The organism is Streptomyces sp. NPDC005302 (assembly GCF_040607345.1).
Classification (GTDB): domain Bacteria; phylum Actinomycetota; class Actinomycetes; order Streptomycetales; family Streptomycetaceae; genus Streptomyces.
This window is the reverse complement of sequence record NZ_JBEXGN010000001.1, coordinates 532,990-549,540: the sequence shown is the minus strand read 5'-3', so window position 1 is coordinate 549,540 and position 16,551 is coordinate 532,990. Positions and strand designations below refer to the sequence as shown.

Here is a 16,551-nt window from a genome sequence, read left to right as displayed (position 1 = left end):
CCGCCAGCGTTCGTCCTGAGCCAGGATCAAACTCTCCGTGAATGTTTTCCGGTAATCCGGATGACACCACGAGAGCGGAACAACCGGTCGGAATAGGACCGGTCGTTCACAGCATCCTCGCTGTGCGCCTGCCGAAACAATGCCCGGCAGGACTTTTTCAAAGGAACCTCGTCCCGACCGAACGGCCGGAGACGGGGTATCAACAAATCTGGCGTTGATTTTTGGCACGCTGTTGAGTTCTCAAGGAACGGACGCTTCCTTTGTACTTACCCTCTCGGGCTTTCCTCCGGGCGCTTCCCTTCGGTCTTGCGTTTCCGACTCTATCAGACCGTTTCCGTATCCGATTTCCTCGGCGCTTTCCAGGTTTTCGCTTTCGCGTTTCCCTTTCCGGCGAGTCCGACTCTATCAGATCCTTTCGGGCCTGACCCCCAGTCAGCGGGGCTTGCCTTCGCGGCTGTTGGGCCGTTCCGACGTCTCAAACTTTAGCGGATCCTCCCGGCAGTTCCTAATCGGGCTGCCAGGCCCAAATCGAATTCAATTCGGGCACGCCGAATTGAACCCCGTTGGGAGATCGTGCTGATGGTTTGAGTGCCGCATCCGCGGCGGATGTGCTGTCGCAGAACCGTTACGGCCCCGTGGCAACTCGAAGAACCTTACGGATCCGGGGAGGCAGTGTCAACCTCCCCTGTCAAGATCTTTAATCGAGGTCGCTGAGCCGGCCGCCGGCGTCCGGCTGGGCGTCCTCCACCCTGCGCAGGAGGCGGGTGAGTACCTCTCCCAGTACGCCACGCTCCGCCGTGGAGAGGTCCTGGAGCAGGTCCTCCTCGAAGACCGTGGCCATCCGCATCGCCTCGAGCCACTTCTCCCGGCCCTCGTCCGTCAGCTCGACGATGACGCGGACCCGGTTCGACTCGTCCCGCTCCCGGGTGACCAGACCCTCCCCGACCATGCGGTCGATGCGGTGGGTCATGGCGGCGGGGGTCAGGCCGAGCCGCTTGGCCAGTTCACTCGGGCCCAGGCGGTACGGGGCACCGGCGAGCACGAGGGCCTTGAGGACCTCCCACTCGGCGTTGCTGATGCCGAGCGCCGCCGTCTGCCGGCCATAGGCGACGTTCATCCGCCGGTTCAGGCGGGACAGCGCCGAGACGATCTCCTCGACCTGGGGGTCCAGGTCCTGGAACTCGCGCTGATACGCGGCGATCTGTTCTTCGAGTGTCGGCTCGCTGACGCCGGGGGTGTCGCCCATGGCCCGAGTATGGCACGGCACCGCTTGGCGTCGAAGTCCTTCGAGGTGTACAGTTCAACATCTAACTTTAGCTTCGAAGTCTTCAGGTCTGCATCCATGCGGAGGAACGCGTCTCTACGCCCCTCCCCACGGGAGCGGACCGCTGCGGCTTCTCGATCAAGGCAGGTGAAAGTGACCAGGGCGATGGGCGCGGCGATGCGCCGGATCCACGTGGGCAACGCACTCAGCGCGTTCGGGCTCGGCTTTACCGTCCCCTTCCTCTACGTCTATGTGGCGCAGGTGCGGGGACTCGGCTCCATGACGGCGGGCATCGTGCTCGCCGTCTTCGCCGTGGCCGCTCTCGTCGTGCTGCCGTTCGCCGGGCGGGCGATCGTCCGGCGCGGCCCGCTGCCGGTCCTGCTCGTCGCGCTCGTCACGGCCGCTCTCGGCGCGCTGAGCCTCGGGCTGGCGGGCAGCGCGACGACCGTACTGCTGTCGGCCGCGGCGCTCGGCGCCGGTCAGGCCGTGATGCAGCCGGCGCTGGCGACGATGATCGTGGACTGCTCGACGGCGGACACGAGGTCGCGGGCGTTCGCGATGCAGTTCTTCCTGCAGAACCTCGGTCTCGGGGTCGGCGGTCTGATCGGCGGCCACATCGTCGACACCAGCCGCGCGAGCTCGTTCACCCTGCTGTTCGCGATCGAGGCGGCGATGTTCCTGCTGCTCGCGGTGATCGTGGCGACGGTGCGGATGCCGCACGCGCCGCGGATCGGCGAGGGTGCGCCGCAGGGCAAGGGCGGCAGCTGGAAGCAGCTGCTCGGCAACCGGGCCATGGTGCAGCTGTCCGTGCTGGGCTTCGTCCTGTTCTTCGCCTGCTACGGCCAGTTCGAGTCGGGGCTCTCCGCCTACGGTGTCGAGGCGGCCGGGATCTCCACGTCCGCGCTCGGTACGGCGATGGCGGCGAACACGGCGATGATCGTGGTCGCGCAGTTCGCGGTGCTGAAGTTCGTGGAGCGTCGCAAGCGGTCGCGTGTGATCGCGGCGGTCGGGCTGATCTGGGCGGTCGCATGGCTGGCGGCCGGATACGCGGGCCTCGGGCACGGCAGCCAGACCATGGCCACCGCGGCCTTCGTCTCGACGTACGCGCTCTTCGGGCTCGGTGAGGCGATGCTGTCGCCGACGGTCGCGCCGCTGGTGGCCGATCTGGCACCGACGGGCATGGCCGGTCAGTACAACTCGGCGTTCGCCCTGGTGAAGCAGCTCGCGCTGGCGGTGGGTCCGGCGGTGGGCGGTCCGATGGGGGCGTCGCTGCACGGCCCGTACGTCGTGGTGTTCCTGCTGTTCTCGCTCGGCATCACGTTCCTCGCCGTGCGGCTGGGGCGGCAGCTCACCCCGGTGCAGAACCAGCCGTGGCTCGCGAGGAGCCGGGTGGTCGCGCAGGGCGGTGCTCCGGCGGAGCCTGTCCCGGCCGGCGCCTGACCGCGGAGGCCGCGGGACGGGTGCGGACCAGAACGGCCGCCATCACGCAGGGACGTGATGGCGGCCGTTTCGTGTGCGCGGGGCGGGTCTCAGCGGATGCCGGTCAGCAGGTTGGCGGTGAAGGGGAGGATGGCGGTGCCGTCGGGGGCGGTGTGACCGGCGAGTCGGGTGTGGACGGCCCGTCCCGCGCGCAGGAGCGCGTCCTCGCCCGCGGTGCCGGCGATCGCCTGCCCCCAGGATGTGGACGAGAGCTGGCCGGGGGCGTACGCGTCGAGAGGCGGGAGCGGGATGTCGAAGGTGATCCGGCGTACGGCGACGTCGCGGAAGCCGGCGCCCAGCATGGCGGCGGAGAGCCGTTCGGGGGTGCCGGAGAACGCGCCCTCGTAGTCCTCCGCGAGCTCCTTGCCGCCGTGTTCCCCGACCGCCTCGTACTGGGCGACGAAGTACGGGATGAGTTCTCTGGCGGCCCACGCGGTGGCGGCGAAGCGGCCGCCGGGGCGTGTCACGCGGGCCGTCTCCGCGAAGGCCGCGTCCAGGTCGGGAAGGAACTGGACGCCCTGCTGACACACGACCGCGTCGAAGGCCGCGTCCTCGAAGGGGAGCGTTTCGGCGGGAGCGACGGTGAACTCGATGTCCGGATACCTGCGGGACGCGTGCTCCGCGGCCACCCCGATCATGCCCGGGTTGATGTCCGCCCCCGAGACCCGGCCGGCGGGGCCGACCCGGGCGGCCGCCGCGCGAGCCGCGAAGCCGGTGCCGCAGGCCAGGTCGAGCACCGCGGCTCCGGGGTGGAGGTCGACCGCCTCCAGGATCGCTTCCACGAAGGGCGCCATGAACGGCGCCGCGTACCGCTCGTAGCGCTCGGGGGCGCTGCCTTTGAGCTGAAAGCCCGATTCATCTGCCATGGGGAGCTCTTAGCACCGGGTGCCCCGCTCGGCCAGGGGACGCACGGACGTTTCAGGGTGGCCGCCCGTGAGCGGTGTCCGTCCGCGCGGGTCCGGGAGGACGCGGGGTGCCGGCCCGGCGGGCGGTCTCGGGTTCCGGCGACGGCGGTCTCAGGTTCCCGCGCGTTTCAGCTCCCCGCGCGGGGAAGGGCGAACTCGCACCACACGGCCTTGCCGCCGCCCGGTGTGCGGCGGGAGCCCCAGCTGGACGCGATCGTGGCGACGATGGCGATGCCGCGGCCTGCCTCGTCCGCGGGTTCGGCGCGGCGGCGGCGCGGCAGGTGGTCGTCGCCGTCGGTCACCTCGATGATCAGGCGTCGATCGGTGCGCCGGAGCCTCAGGCGCATGGGCGGGGTGCCGTGCTGGAGTGAGTTGGCGACGAGTTCGCTGGCCGCCAGCACACCGAGGTCGTGCAGCTCGGCCGGGAAGCGCCAGCTGGTGAGCACGCCGGAGGCGAAGGCACGCGCGCGTGGGGTGGCTTCCACGCCGCCGAGCAGTTCCAGGGCCGCGTTGCGGAAGAGTTCGCCGTCGGGGCCGGTGCGGGACGGGTGCTGGAGGACGAGGACGGCGACGTCGTCGTCGTGCTCGGCGGTGACGCCCGCCGCGCGGACCAGGCGGTCGCAGACCACCTGGGGGGTCCCCGTGGCGCCGGCCAGGGCGCGCTCCAGGGAGGCGATGCCCTCGTCGAGGTCTTCGTCGCGGCGCTCGACCAGGCCGTCCGTATAGAGGACGGCGGTGGAGCCGGGGGCGAGGGGGACCGAGCCGGAGGCGTGCAGCCAGCCGCCGGTGCCGAGCGGCGGGCCGGTGGGCTCGTCGGCACGGTGGGTGGTGCCGTCCTCGTTGCGGACCAGGATGGGCAGGTGGCCCGCGGACGCGTACACCAGCCGGCCCTCGTTCGGGTCGTGGATCGCGTACACGCAGGTGGCGATCTGGTTCGCGTCGATCTCGGTGGCGAGGCCGTCGAGGAGCTGCAGGATCTCGTGCGGCGGCAGGTCGAGGCGCGCGTAGGCGCGGACCGCCGTGCGGAGCTGGCCCATGACCGCCGCGGCACGGACCCCGCGGCCCATGACGTCGCCGATGACGAGCGCGGTGCGGCCGCCGCCGAGGGTGATGACGTCGTACCAGTCGCCGCCGACCGCCGCCTCCGTGCCACCGGGCAGGTAGATGGCGGCGATGCGCAGGTCGTCGGGCTCCTCCAGCTCCTGCGGGAGCAGGGAACGCTGGAGGGTGACGGCGGTCTCGCGCTGGTCGCGCTCGCTGGCGCGCAGCCGCTCGGCGGCCTCGGCGTGGTCGGTGACGTCGGTCGCGAAGATCAGTACGCCGCCGCCGTGTCCCTCTGGGGAGCCTTCGACGGGGGTGCAGGTGAACGTGTACGAGCGGCCGGTCGACACCTTGCGGGACTTGACCGTGCGGGACTTGGCGCTGCGCAGGACCTGGTCGAGGAGCGGCAGCAGGCCCAGCTCGTCCAGTTCGGGCAGGGCCTCGCGTGCGGGCGCCGCGACGGGCCGGGCACCGAATGCGGCGGTGTACGCGTCGTTGACGTAGGCGACGCGGTGGTCGGGGCCGTGCACGAGGGCGACGAGCGCGGGGACGCGGTCGAGGACCTCGCGCACCGGGAGTTCGTCGACGGCGAGTCCGGGCGGCGTGTCGCCGGTGAGCCGCTCGGCCCGGGCCATGGGCACGGAGCCTTCCCCGCGCCGGTCCGGGACGGCCGTGTGCTCGGTCCGCGCTGCGGCGCGGCGCTGCGTTCCGGGGAGCCGGGCGCTCCAGCGCGTGAAGTTCACAGTGGGGAAAGCCTCGTGTTAGAAGGGCGAGCGGTGCACCCGCCCAAAGTCGTGGACCCGTCTGGCAGTGTGACCGACCGGGCCGACATCCTTCAGACGCCGCCCCAGCCGGTGGAGTTCCTGCGTCCGGTCAGGACGACCCCTTCGGGTCGGTAGGAGGCTTTCCACCGGCCGCGAGTTCGAACTCCGCACGGGGGTGTTCGAGTGAGCCGAGGGACACGATCTCCCGCTTGAAGAGGCCCGCCAGGGTCCATTCGGCGAGCACACGGGCCTTGCGGTTGAAGGTGGGCACCCTGCTGAGGTGGTAGACGCGGTGCATGAACCAGGCAGGATAGCCCTTCAGCTTGCGCCCGTAGACGTGTGCGACACCCTTGTGCAGGCCGAGGGAGGCGACCGAGCCGACGTACTTGTGGGAGTACGTGTCCAGGGGTTCGCCGCGCAGGGTGTGCGCGAGGTTGTCGCCGAGGACCCTCGCCTGGCGTACGGCGTGCTGGGCGTTGGGCGCGGTCTCCTTGCCGGGCTCCGCGGTGACGTCGGGGACGGCCGCCGCGTCTCCCGCCGCCCACGCGTGCGGGGCGCCGTCGACCGTCAGCTGGGGAGTGCACAGGAGCCGGCCGCGCTCGTTCAGCGGGAGGTCGGTCGCGGCGAGGATCGGGTGCGGCTTCACCCCGGCGGTCCAGACGACCGTGCGGGTCGGGAAGCGCGCGCCGTCGTCGAGGACGGCGACCCGGTCGGCGCAGCTGTCGAGGCGGGTGTCCAGGCGTACGTCGATGTTGCGGCGGCGCAGTTCGGTGACGGTGTACTTGCCCATCTCCTCGCCGACCTCGGGGAGGATGCGGTTCGAGGCCTCCACGAGGATCCACTTCATGTCCTCGGGCTGGATGTTGTGGTAGTACCGCGCGGTGTAGCGGGCCATGTCCTCCAGCTCGCCCAGCGCCTCGACGCCCGCGTATCCGCCGCCCACGAAGACGAAGGTCAGGGCGGCGTCGCGGATCGCGGGGTCGCGGGTGGAGGAGGCGATGTCCATCTGCTCGATGACGTGGTTGCGCAGTCCGATGGCCTCTTCGACGGTCTTGAAGCCGATGGCGTACTCGGCGAGTCCGGGGATCGGCAGGGTGCGGGAGATCGAGCCGGGCGCCAGCACGAGTTCGTCGTACGAGATCTGCTCCTCGCCGGCGCCCTCCTCCTCGGTGGCGAGGGTGGTGAGGGTCGCGGTGCGCTTGGCGTGGTCGATCGACCGGGCCTCGCCGATGACGATCCGGCACCGGTCGAGGACCCGGCGCAGCGGAACGACGACGTGGCGCGGGGAGATGGAGCCCGCGGCGGCCTCCGGAAGGAACGGCTGATAGGTCATATATGGGTCGGGGGAGACGATGACGATCTCGACGTCGCCCCGTTTCAGTTCGGCCTTCAACTTCCGCTGGAGACGCAGAGCGGTGTACATCCCGACGTAGCCGCCGCCGACAATGAGAATGCGCGCACGTTCCTTCACCGTCCCATGACGCACCCCCGTCCGGAGTTTGTCCACAGCCCCAGCAATTTGTGTGACCGGTCGCGGACAACGTACGGAGTTGGCCGATTTGCCGGAGTCCGCAGGAGAAGGCCAGGTCAGGGTGGGCGAGGGGGGTACTCGGAGGGGGCGCAACCGGGACGTACCCGGCCCGTACTCCGATCGGGGGGCGCTCCGTGCGGAACCTGCCCCTTCTGAATTGACCCCCACTCAACTATGTTCGTATGTCGACGGGGTGTAGGGGGATGCGCTCGGTGGGTCCGGACGAGGGCCCGCGCACAAGCTTGTTCCGCACGCTCCGGCTATCAATGGCGGGGAGAGTCTCCGGGGGGAGACGTCATTACCGGGGGAACGCTTATGCATATTCAGGACTCTCATTGGTCTACCGCTTCTGCCATCGCACCCGGTGGCGCGGTCGGCGCGGCGGGCGGGAACGGCCGCGGTCCGTTGGACGGATCGCGCACGACACCGCTGCGTGTGGACGCACAGCGCAATCTCGAGCACGTACTGCGCGCGGCGCGTGAGGTCTTCGGCGAGCTGGGTTACGGCGCGCCGATGGAGGACGTCGCGCGCCGGGCCCGGGTCGGTGTCGGCACGGTGTACCGGCGGTTCCCGAGCAAGGACGTCCTGGTGCGCCGGATAGCCGAGGAGGAGACCTCCCGGCTGACCGACCAGGCACGTACCGCGCTCGGCCAGGAGGAAGAGCCGTGGTCGGCGCTGTCGCGCTTCCTGCGGACGTCGGTGGCCTCGGGTGCCGGACGGCTGCTGCCGCCGCAGGTGCTGCGGGTCGGCGTGCCGGAGGACGGCTCGGAGACGGACGGGGCGCGGGTGCCGCAGCAGCGGTCCCAGCTGACGCCCGAACTGCGGCTCGTCGAACAGCGGCCCGCTCCCGAGGAGGAAGTGATCGCGGCGGTGGACGACGCCGGCGCGGCCACCCTGCTCGAGGTGGTCGGCCGGCTGGTCGACCGGGCGCGCGCGGCGGGTGTGTTGCGCGCCGACGTCACCGTGGCGGACGTGCTGCTCGTCATCGCGACGGCGGCGCCCTCGCTGCCGGACCCCGCCCAGCAGGCCGCGGCCTCGGCCCGGTTGCTGGACATCCTGCTGGAGGGCCTCCGTTCTCGGACGGTGTGACCGCGCCGGGGCTCGCCCCGGCCCGCCCACGCCGTCCGCACGGACGGACGCCTCACACGGAAGCTCCCGTTGCGTGCGTGGAGTCCACGCACGCAACGGGAGCTTCCGCTCTCATCCGGACATTCCGGTGCGGGACGCCAACCCCCGTTGAGGGGACGGCCGTTGACCATTCCCCGAACGGGTGACGGTTAGTACTGCCGAGCGGCAAATCCGCTCGGACGAGTGGTTGGTCCGTACGAACAGGCCCCGCTTCAGGAGCATGTGGCACTCTGTCCCGGTATTCGGGTCCGAGTGTGCAGGCGGGGGCTTTCCGCGATGAGCGTTGACGGGCGGGACGAGTCCCTCGGTGACGGTGGCGCCGACGGCGGCACGGAGTCCGACGGCGCACCCCCGCACCAGGTGCCGAGCCAGGGCGGCCCGCGCGGCGGTGGCACCGCCCACATCCCTCCGCCCGGCCCGCCGGCCGACACCGCACCCGGTACCGACACCGCACCCGGTACCGACGCCACGACCCGTCCTTCGCCCGGCGCCGGACCGGCACCCGCCCCTGGACCCGCGGCCGTTCCCGGCCCCGCCTCCGGCGAAGGGCCCTCGTCCGGGAGCAGACCTCCCTCGGTCGGCGCACCCGACCCGAGCGTCCCCCCGCAGCGCGACCGGTTCGACCGGCGTGACCCCGGAGTGCTGCCGCCTCCGGTGGATCTGCCGCCCCCCGACGCCGGTCTGATCGAGCGGATGCGCGCGGGCGACGACACCGCCTACGAGGAGCTGTACCGCCGGCACTCCGACGCCGTCCGCCGGTACGCCCGCACCTGCTGCCGCGACGCGCACACCGCCGACGACCTCACGGCCGAGGTGTTCGCCCGCATGCTCCAGGCGGTGCGCGGCGGCAGCGGTCCCGAGCACGCCGTCCGCGCCTACCTCCTCACCACGGTGCGGCGGGTCGCCGCGAACTGGACGAAGACCGCCAAGCGGGAGCAACTCGTCGACGACTTCGCGGTGTTCGCCGCCCAGGCCGTCCGCGGCTCGGAGGTCTCCGACGACGACACCCTCGATCTCGGCGCCGACGTACGGGCCATGCACGAGGCCGAGCAGTCCATGGCCATGCAGGCATTCCGCTCGCTGCCCGAGCGCTGGCAGGCCGTGCTGTGGCACACGGAGGTCGAGGACGAGTCCCCCAGCGAGGTCGCCACGCTCTTCGGTCTGGACGCCAACGGCACCCGCGTCCTGGCCAGCCGCGCCCGAGAGGGGCTCAAGCAGGCGTACCTCCAGGCCCACGTCAGCACCACGCTCACGATGGACGAGGAGTGCGCGCGCTACGCCGACCGGCTCGGTGCCTATGCCCGCGGCGGTCTGCGCACCCGGGCGGAACGGGGCCTGCGCAAGCACCTGGAGGAGTGCGCCAAGTGCCGCCTCGCAGCGGGCCAGATCAAGGAAGTCGCCAGCGGTATCCCCGCGGTCGTCCCGGTCGCGGTCATCGGCTGGTTCGGTGCGGCCGGCTACGCGAAGGTCATGGCGCTGATCGCCGGTGGTGTGGGAACGGGTGCGGCCGGAGCCGCGGGTGCCGCCGCCGCGGCGAGCGGCAGTTCGGGAGGAGCGGGCGCCGGCGGAGGCGCGGCGGCCTCCGAGGGGATCGGCGCCCCGGTCAAGGCGGGGATCGCCGCGGGTGTCGTCGCGGTCGCCGCCGCGGCGGTGGCGCTCGCCCTGGTCGGCAACGACACCGCCGCCAGGAGGCCCGAGGCCAGGCCGGCCGCCTCGCCCGCCGTCGAAGCCCCGGTTCCCTCACCCGAGCCGCCGAAGAAGGCCCCCGCGCCCGCGCCGCCGGCCGTGAAGCCGCCCGCGCCCACCCCGACCCCGCGACCCGCACCGCGGCCGAAGCCCACACCCAAGCCGAAGCCGTCCCCCACTCCGCCGCCGGCCCCGAAGCCCACGCCCAGCCCCGCCCCGGCGCCGCGGAAGCCAACGCCGACGCCCACACCGCCTCCGGCGCCGGCACCACCGCCGCCCGCTCCGGTCGTCTATCAGTGGAGCGAGCTGGAGTACGGCGTCGCCGGTGACCACACGAAGCCCGAGATGCGGCTGGGCGAGAGCAGTTGGGTGTGGCAGCGCAGCGGGGTGTCGATCGCGAACACCGACTACGCGCACGGTGTGACCGTGCACGGCAGGTCATCCGTCACCATCGACCTCAACCGCGGCTGCACGGCGTACGACGCGATGGTCGGCGTCGACGACCTGACGCTGGGCCTGGGCAGGATGCGCTTCGCCGTCTACGCCGACGGGGCCCCGCTCTGGCGGTCGCCCGTGATCGAGGGCGGCGACCGGGCGGTCCCCGTCCACGTCGACCTCACCGGGCACCGGACGATCCGGCTCGTCGTCGAACCCCGGAGCCCGTTCGCGTCGGCCGCGCTCGGCGACTGGGCGGAGTCGAAGTTCCTCTGCCGGTGAGGCCTCCGCACCCGCTGTCACGACGGAACCTGCCCGTACCGCGCCGTTCCTCGTCCAGCTGAACAGGCTCACGCCACACCACACTTGGGCCGACCCCTGCGCGGTCCGACGCGGTCCGTTCCGGTTACCCGTCGGGATACTCCAGGAGCGCCTCGGCCAGGACGCTCTGCGCCTCCGCCATGGTGTAGCCGGAGCCCTCGGCGCGCTCGGACGCGTACCGGTCGGGGCCGAGTGCGGCGAGCGCCGCCGCCTCGGTGCGCTCGGCCTCCGCGCGTTCACGGTCGGCCCGCGGAAGCCCCCCGCGCCAGCGGGTGCCCGCGGCCATCAGCCGGGTCGCGGCCGGGTGGGCGCCCAGTCGGCCGAGGAAGCCCGCCGCGGTCTCGACTAGACCGGCGACCACCAGGTCGGCGCACCGCTCCTCCACCGCCTCCCGCACGGCCGCGCGCAGCTTCCGAAGGCCGTCCGCGGGACCGGACTCGGCAGCCGTGATCATCGCGTCGGCCCAGTTCAGCGCCGCCGTGAACTGAGGCGGCGGGGTGCCCCGGGTGCTGTCCTCCCGCGCCTCCCTCCACAGCTCGCGCGCGGGCCCGGTCCGCCCGTCGTCGAGTGCGATCTGGGCGCGCAGGAGGTTGACGAAGGCCCGGGAATCCATGACGCCGTACCGGTCGGCGGCGACGCTCGCCTCGTCGAGCAGTGACAGGGCCTTGGCCCGGTCGCCCGAGCGGTGGGCGACCTCGCCGAGCCGGGCCAGCAGGAAGGGTGTCTCCGCGTACGCCCCCACCTCGTAGGCGAGCCGCAACGCCTCCGCGTACTCCCCGCGCGCCTCGTCGAAGCGGCAGCGCGCCATCGCGGCCTCACCGGCCGCGCTGCACACCTGGGCACGCATCCATCGGTCGCCGACCCGTCGGCTGAGCTCACGCAGCTCCGCCAGGTCGTCGTCCACGCCTGCCATTCCGCCCGGGGCGTCGACGACGACATGCGTACGGAACATCAGCGCGACGCCGATCTCCCATTCGCCGCCGTGCTCACGGCAGTTGGCGACGGTCGCGTCCATCGCGGCCCGCATGTCCTCCGAGGTGCCGAGGAAGAACGCGGCCAGCGGCCAGATGATCCCGGGCATGCGGGCGGCGTCCGGGCCGCCCTTCTCGAAGACGGCCCGCACCCTTTCCACGTACTCCCGCGTCCGCCCGTCCCCCCATTCGTCCAGCGGGACGGCGTCCACCTTCATGAACAGGTGGAACATGCGCAGCCGCATCCGCATGCGGTGCAGGGGTTGCCGCTCGTCGCCCTCGGGGTCGTCGAGGAAGCCGGCGACGGGATCCACCCCCTCCAGCTCGGAGAGGAGTCCGCCGCGGGGGTGCACGGAAGCGGGGCCCCCGGGCGCGGTGTCGAGCCATGCGCCGAGTTTCAGGACGAGGTCCATCCACTCCATTCCCTCGTTCCGGAAGTTGCGCAGCCACCAGAACCAGCCCATGGCGAGGACCAGGGCCCCGGCCTCCTCCTCGTCGCCGGCGACGAGTGAGCGGTGGAGAGCCGCCCTGATGTTGTCCAGCTCGGCCTCCAGGCGCCGCACCCAGGGGAGTTGGGCCCCCGAGCGCAGTTGCGGCTCGGCCTCCTCCACGAGAGAGCGCACCCAGGCACGGTGACGCCGCTCGGCGGCGGCACGCAGTTCGGGAACCTCGGCGGCACGCTCACCGGCGTACTCGTGGATGGTCTCCAGCAGGCGGTACCGCATGCCGGCCCCGGGGCCGCCCGCACCACTGTCACCGGGCAGCCCGACGCCGGTGCCCGGCGCGCCGTCTCCCCCGTCGTGGCCGGCCGCCCCCTGTCCCCGCCCACCGTCACCGCCGCGGTCCTCCGTGTCGTGGGGCGTGGCCACGACGAGGGACTTGTCGACGAGCGCGCCGACGAGGTCGGCCGCGGGCCCGGTGCACACGGCTTCCGCGGCCGCCAGGTCCCAGCCGCCGGCGAAGACCGAGACCTCGCGGAGCACGGTCCGCTCCTGCTCGTCGAGGAGGTCCCAGGACCAGTCGACGACGGCGCGGAGGGTCTGCTGGCGGGGCAGCACCGTGCGGCTTCCGGAGGTGAGCAGGCGGAAACGGTCGTCGAGCCGGTCGGCGATCTGCCGGGGGGTGAGCAGCCGCAGCCGCGCGGCGGCCAGTTCGATGGCCAGGGGCAGGCCGTCGAGCCGTCGGCAGATCTCGTCCACGGCCGCCAGGTCGGGGAGCGCGGTCGCGGCGTCGGGACGGACGACCGAGGCCCGCTCCATGAAGAGACGGCGCGCGGAGCCGGGCAGCAGGGGCTCGACGGGACGCACCAACTCGCCGGGGACTCCGAGGGGTTCACGACTCGTGGCGAGGATCGTGAGCCCGGGGCAGCGGGTCAGGAGTGTCTCGGCGAGTTCGGCCGCCGCTCCGATGACGTGCTCGCAGTTGTCAAGGACCAGGAGTTGGCTGCGCGGGGCGCAGTACTCGACGAGCAGGGCGACCGGGTCGGCCTGCGCCGTCGTCATCTCGTGGGTGATCAGCGCGGTTTCGCGCAGACCGAGGGCGCTGACGACCGCGCCCGGGACCGCCTCGGGCCGGTCGAGCGGTGCCAGCTCGACCAGCCACGCCTGCGGAAGCCCGGCGGCGGCTTCCTCGGCGAGGCGGGTCTTTCCCGAACCGCCCGGTCCGGTCAGCGTGACCAGGCGGGCCCTCTGCACATCCGAACGGATCGCCCCGATCTCGGGTTCCCGCCCAACGAACGAGTTCAGCCGGGGACGGATGTTGCCGGTCCGCAGAGCGCGGGACGGGTCCGCGGAACCGCGCCCGGGAACGGTCCCGAACCCCGGGGCGCCGTCCGAGCCGGGCCGCGCGCCCTGCTGTCCAGCGGCATCCCCCTGCTCCAGCAACGCCGCGTGCAGGGAGCGGAGTTCCGGCCCGGGATCCGTGCCGAGGCCCTCCGTCAGCGCGCGACGCACCTCCTCGTACGCGGCCAGGGCGTCCGCCCCCCGGCCGGCCTCGCCCAGGGCGCGGATGAGCAGCACGTGCAGCGCCTCGTCGTACGGGTGGTCCGCCGTCAGTCCTCTCAGCTCCGGTACGACCTCCGCGGCCCGGCCCAGCCGCAGGTCCGCCTCGACGCGGCTGCGGGTCGCCTCCAGACGCAGCGCCTCCGGACGGGTCGCCGCCGTACGGTCGGGGAGGTCGGCGAGGGCGGGGCCGCGCCACAGGGCGAGGGCTTCGCGGAGGCGGGTGCCCGCGGTGGAGGCGTCGCCGCGGTCGAGGGCGGTCCTGCCCTCCGTCACGAGCCGCTCGAACACGTACAGGTCCACGTCGTCGCGGGTGGCGCGCAGGCGGTAGCCGCCGGGCTCCGAGGCGACCGTGTCCTTCCCGATGGCTCTGCGGAGGCGGCCGACCAGTGCCTGGAGCGCGGCCGGGGCGTCCTGCGGGGGGTCGTCGCCCCACACCTCGTCGATCAGGGTGTCCGGGCCCGCTGTTCGGGAGGGGTGGCGGGCCAGAGCGGTGAGCAGCGCGCGCACCCGGGGGCCGCCGACGGTGACCAGGGCCCCCCGGTCGTCCTCCACCTGGGTGACCCCCAGAATCCTGTACCGCACGCCCCCATTCTCACCGTCCCCGCACCTCCAGGTCACGGCTTCCCCTCGGCGAGCCCGCCGGAGCCCTGCCGCGCTCGGCAAGGACCGGAGGTCTGTCGCCCGCTCCGCCCCTGAGAGGCCGTGCCGGAGACGTCCCCGCACAGCGCGCACAGGTCAGCGTCGCTGAACGACCGCCCCGGCCCCCGCCCCCAGCGCCCGCCCCTGCGGCACGATCCCCGCCGGAACGGCGCGCTGCCGTGCCGGTGTTCCCGTCCAGCAGGTGCCGCGTCGGGCCAGCAGCCGCCGCAGCCACAGTTCGAGGGCCACCAGATCGGCCAGCCCGTCGAGCGGCAGTGGCGAACCCTCCGCGGCGGCGCGCAGCGCCTTGCGGACGACGCGGGCCTCGACCAGCCCGGCCTGCGCGAGCAGCGGGGTGTCGAAGAGGGCGACCAGGGAGTCGGCGGCGACCCGCAGCCCCGTGCGCGCCGCCGCGGCGGAGGAGGCGTGGGACGGCGCACCCCATCCGGCGGGAAGATCCGCCACCCCGGCCCCTTCCAGGACCGTGCGCAGGATCGCCGCCCGCGCGCCGGGCTGGACGCGCAGCGCCTCCGGCAGGTCACGGCAGGCCCGGACGACCTGGTTGTCGAGGAACGGCGTGTGCAGCCGCTGGAAGCGGATCTCGGCGGCCTGCTCCAGGACGCGTACGTCCGCCGCGTGGCGGGCGAGCGCCGCCCGCGCGCGGAAGTCACCGGGCCGCTGTCCGGGGCCGATGTTCGGGCGTGCCCCGCCGCTCTGGAGGCGAACCGATACTTCGGCCAGTGCCTCACCGGTCAGCCACCGCGCGGCGGGCCCGGGTCTGGCCCAGCTCAGGGCGGCGAGCGAGGCACCCACCGCACCGCCCGGCTGCTCGTCGAACCGCCGGTGCAGGAGGCGGTCGGCGAGGGCGTCGACCCCGGTGCGGTACGGCGTCCGGGCGAGCTTGCGGGCGGCGCCGTACACGCGCGCGGGGACCATCACCGAGCCGTCGGCCTTGGTCAACGCGGCGACGGGGCGCACCAGATGGCGCCGCTTGCGGTCCATCAGGAGGTCGGCGAGCCGCGCGGGATGTGCGTCGAGGACCTGTCGGGCGCCGTAGCCGGTGAAGTGGTCCGCGCTGCCCGAGGCGAGCCGTGCCCGGTGCCGTGCCGCCGTCACCAGGGACGGCGCGGGCTCGTCGGTCAGGGGGCCTTCCAGATCGGCGTAGGGCAGCGTCTCCTCGCCTCCGGCGACGACGACGTGGTGCAGCCGGGGGTTCGCGGCGAGCGTCCCGGCCCGCTCCAGTTCGGCCTCGCGTCCCGGGACGGCGAGGTCGTTGAAGGTGACGGCGAGCAGCCGCTCACCGGCGCCGGTGCCGTGCCCGAGGACTGTGCCGGGTGCTCCGGGAAGTCCGGCGGCGAGCAGGGCGAGGGTCCCCGAGGCGGGCCCTCCGGAGAGGTCGGCGCCGATTCCCGGAACCGGCATCCCGCGCGCGGCACGCCGTTCGGCGGGGCCCATGCCGGGGACGGGCCCGGGGTCCACGTCGGTGCCGGGCACATGGCGGGGTGCGGAGAGCCGGGTGCGTACGGCCTCCACGAGGGCGTCCCGTACGGCGTCGACGGCGCGGGCGGGGTCCGCGGTGGGCGCGGCGACGGCGAGGGAGGCGACGGGTTCGTAGCCGGCGATCTCGCGTGCCCCGGCGCGCAGGATGAGGGTGTGCCCCGGCGGGATGCGCCGCACGCCCTCGTAAGGGGTGGAGTCGTGCACGGCGGCCGGTACGTCGGGAGCGGCGAGCAGGGCGGCGAGGTGTCCGAAGTCGAGGTTGGCCTCGATGAGGTCGGCGAGCGGGAGCGCTGCGGTCGCGTAGGCCGTGCCACCTGCCCAGGGGGTGTAGAACACGGGCCGGGCTCCGGCGAGGTCACCGCAGACGGTGACCCGGCGGCCGACCTGGACGACCGCCGTGTAGCTGCCGGGCCAGTTGGTGAGGTGGCGCAGTGCCCCGCCGCGCGCGGCGAACAGCCCGACCCGCAGTTCCTCGTCGGAGGCGCCGCAGGTGCCGAGGACGGCGATGCGGTTCTCGGGGTCGGCCTTCACGACGCGCACCTCGTCGGGGCGCCAGTCGCCGACGGCCCACAGTGGATCGGGGTCACCCCACAGGAGTTGGGATCCCACCGGGTGCACGGTCTCGCCGTCGTTCCCGGTGGCGCCCGCCGAGCCGATCACAGGCGCTCTGGCGACGGTGCTGCTCCACCCCACCAACCATCGCATCGCCGCCTCCACAGGCTGTGGACAACCAGTGCACGTACGAACTCGGCACCATGCTGCCACGAAGGAAGCGTGTGGGAGGGCCCCTGCGGCGGCTTGCGCTCCCCGAAGTGCGCCCCCGTGCGGCCGCTCACGCCGCCACGGGGTGCCGCACTTCCGACAAATCCCCTCACCGAGCGGGA

General features: G+C 73.0%; 9 protein-coding genes. 3 read left to right on the top strand and 6 right to left on the bottom strand.

Annotation, left to right across the window (positions count from 1 at the left end; all coding sequences use genetic code 11):
* Positions 1-697 precede the first annotated feature (697 nt).
* Entirely contained in the window at positions 698-1,246 is a 549-nt protein-coding gene (locus tag ABZT74_RS02405) for a MarR family transcriptional regulator (protein ID WP_355883935.1), read from the bottom strand.
* Positions 1,247-1,429: 183 nt separating this feature from the next.
* Between ABZT74_RS02405 and ABZT74_RS02400 the strand changes: the two genes are divergently transcribed.
* Complete coding sequence (locus ABZT74_RS02400; RefSeq protein WP_356433043.1) at positions 1,430-2,704, top strand: MFS transporter; 1,275 nt, start codon at positions 1,430-1,432, stop codon at positions 2,702-2,704.
* A gap of 89 nt (positions 2,705-2,793) precedes the next feature.
* On the opposite strand, the gene ABZT74_RS02395 is transcribed toward ABZT74_RS02400, so the two are convergent.
* The 3 genes from ABZT74_RS02395 to ABZT74_RS02385 form a co-directional block, all read right to left on the bottom strand.
* Complete coding sequence (locus tag ABZT74_RS02395) at positions 2,794-3,609, bottom strand: methyltransferase domain-containing protein (RefSeq protein ID WP_356433014.1); 816 nt, start codon at positions 3,607-3,609, stop codon at positions 2,794-2,796.
* A 167-nt stretch (positions 3,610-3,776) separates the two neighbouring features.
* The gene (locus ABZT74_RS02390) at positions 3,777-5,432 is read right to left on the bottom strand and encodes a SpoIIE family protein phosphatase (protein ID WP_356177857.1); all 1,656 of its coding nucleotides are present in this window, start codon (positions 5,430-5,432) and stop codon (positions 3,777-3,779) included.
* Positions 5,433-5,562: 130 nt separating this feature from the next.
* The gene (locus tag ABZT74_RS02385; protein ID WP_356177855.1) at positions 5,563-6,924 is read right to left on the bottom strand and encodes an NAD(P)/FAD-dependent oxidoreductase; all 1,362 of its coding nucleotides are present in this window, start codon (positions 6,922-6,924) and stop codon (positions 5,563-5,565) included.
* Between the two features lie 375 nt (positions 6,925-7,299).
* Between ABZT74_RS02385 and ABZT74_RS02380 the strand changes: the two genes are divergently transcribed.
* Both ABZT74_RS02380 and ABZT74_RS02375 read left to right on the top strand, forming a co-directional pair.
* Positions 7,300-8,073, top strand: a complete 774-nt coding sequence (locus ABZT74_RS02380) for a helix-turn-helix domain-containing protein (protein ID WP_356433013.1) — start codon at positions 7,300-7,302, stop codon at positions 8,071-8,073.
* Between the two features lie 315 nt (positions 8,074-8,388).
* Positions 8,389-10,515, top strand: coding sequence for a sigma-70 family RNA polymerase sigma factor (locus ABZT74_RS02375; RefSeq protein ID WP_356433011.1), 2,127 nt, complete (start codon positions 8,389-8,391; stop codon positions 10,513-10,515).
* 124 nt (positions 10,516-10,639) lie between these two features.
* On the opposite strand, the gene ABZT74_RS02370 is transcribed toward ABZT74_RS02375, so the two are convergent.
* Together ABZT74_RS02370 and ABZT74_RS02365 are read right to left on the bottom strand one after the other, a co-directional pair.
* Entirely contained in the window at positions 10,640-14,110 is a 3,471-nt protein-coding gene (locus tag ABZT74_RS02370; protein ID WP_356433010.1) for a BTAD domain-containing putative transcriptional regulator, read from the bottom strand.
* A gap of 153 nt (positions 14,111-14,263) precedes the next feature.
* Positions 14,264-16,372, bottom strand: a complete 2,109-nt coding sequence (locus ABZT74_RS02365; RefSeq protein ID WP_356433009.1) for an asparagine synthase-related protein — start codon at positions 16,370-16,372, stop codon at positions 14,264-14,266.
* Between the last annotated feature and the right edge of the window lie 179 nt (positions 16,373-16,551).

Bases quoted from the DNA above. Each gene is read 5' to 3' on its own strand.
- ABZT74_RS02365 (WP_356433009.1), bottom strand. From the start codon at position 16,372: ATGCGATGGTTGGTGGGGTGGAGCAGCACCGTCGCCAGAGCGCCTGTG.
- ABZT74_RS02375 (WP_356433011.1), top strand. From the start codon at position 8,389: ATGAGCGTTGACGGGCGGGACGAGTCCCTCGGTGACGGTGGCGCCGAC.
- ABZT74_RS02405 (WP_355883935.1), bottom strand. From the start codon at position 1,246: ATGGGCGACACCCCCGGCGTCAGCGAGCCGACACTCGAAGAACAGATC.
- ABZT74_RS02395 (WP_356433014.1), bottom strand. From the start codon at position 3,609: ATGGCAGATGAATCGGGCTTTCAGCTCAAAGGCAGCGCCCCCGAGCGC.
- ABZT74_RS02400 (WP_356433043.1), top strand. From the start codon at position 1,430: ATGGGCGCGGCGATGCGCCGGATCCACGTGGGCAACGCACTCAGCGCG.
- ABZT74_RS02380 (WP_356433013.1), top strand. From the start codon at position 7,300: ATGCATATTCAGGACTCTCATTGGTCTACCGCTTCTGCCATCGCACCC.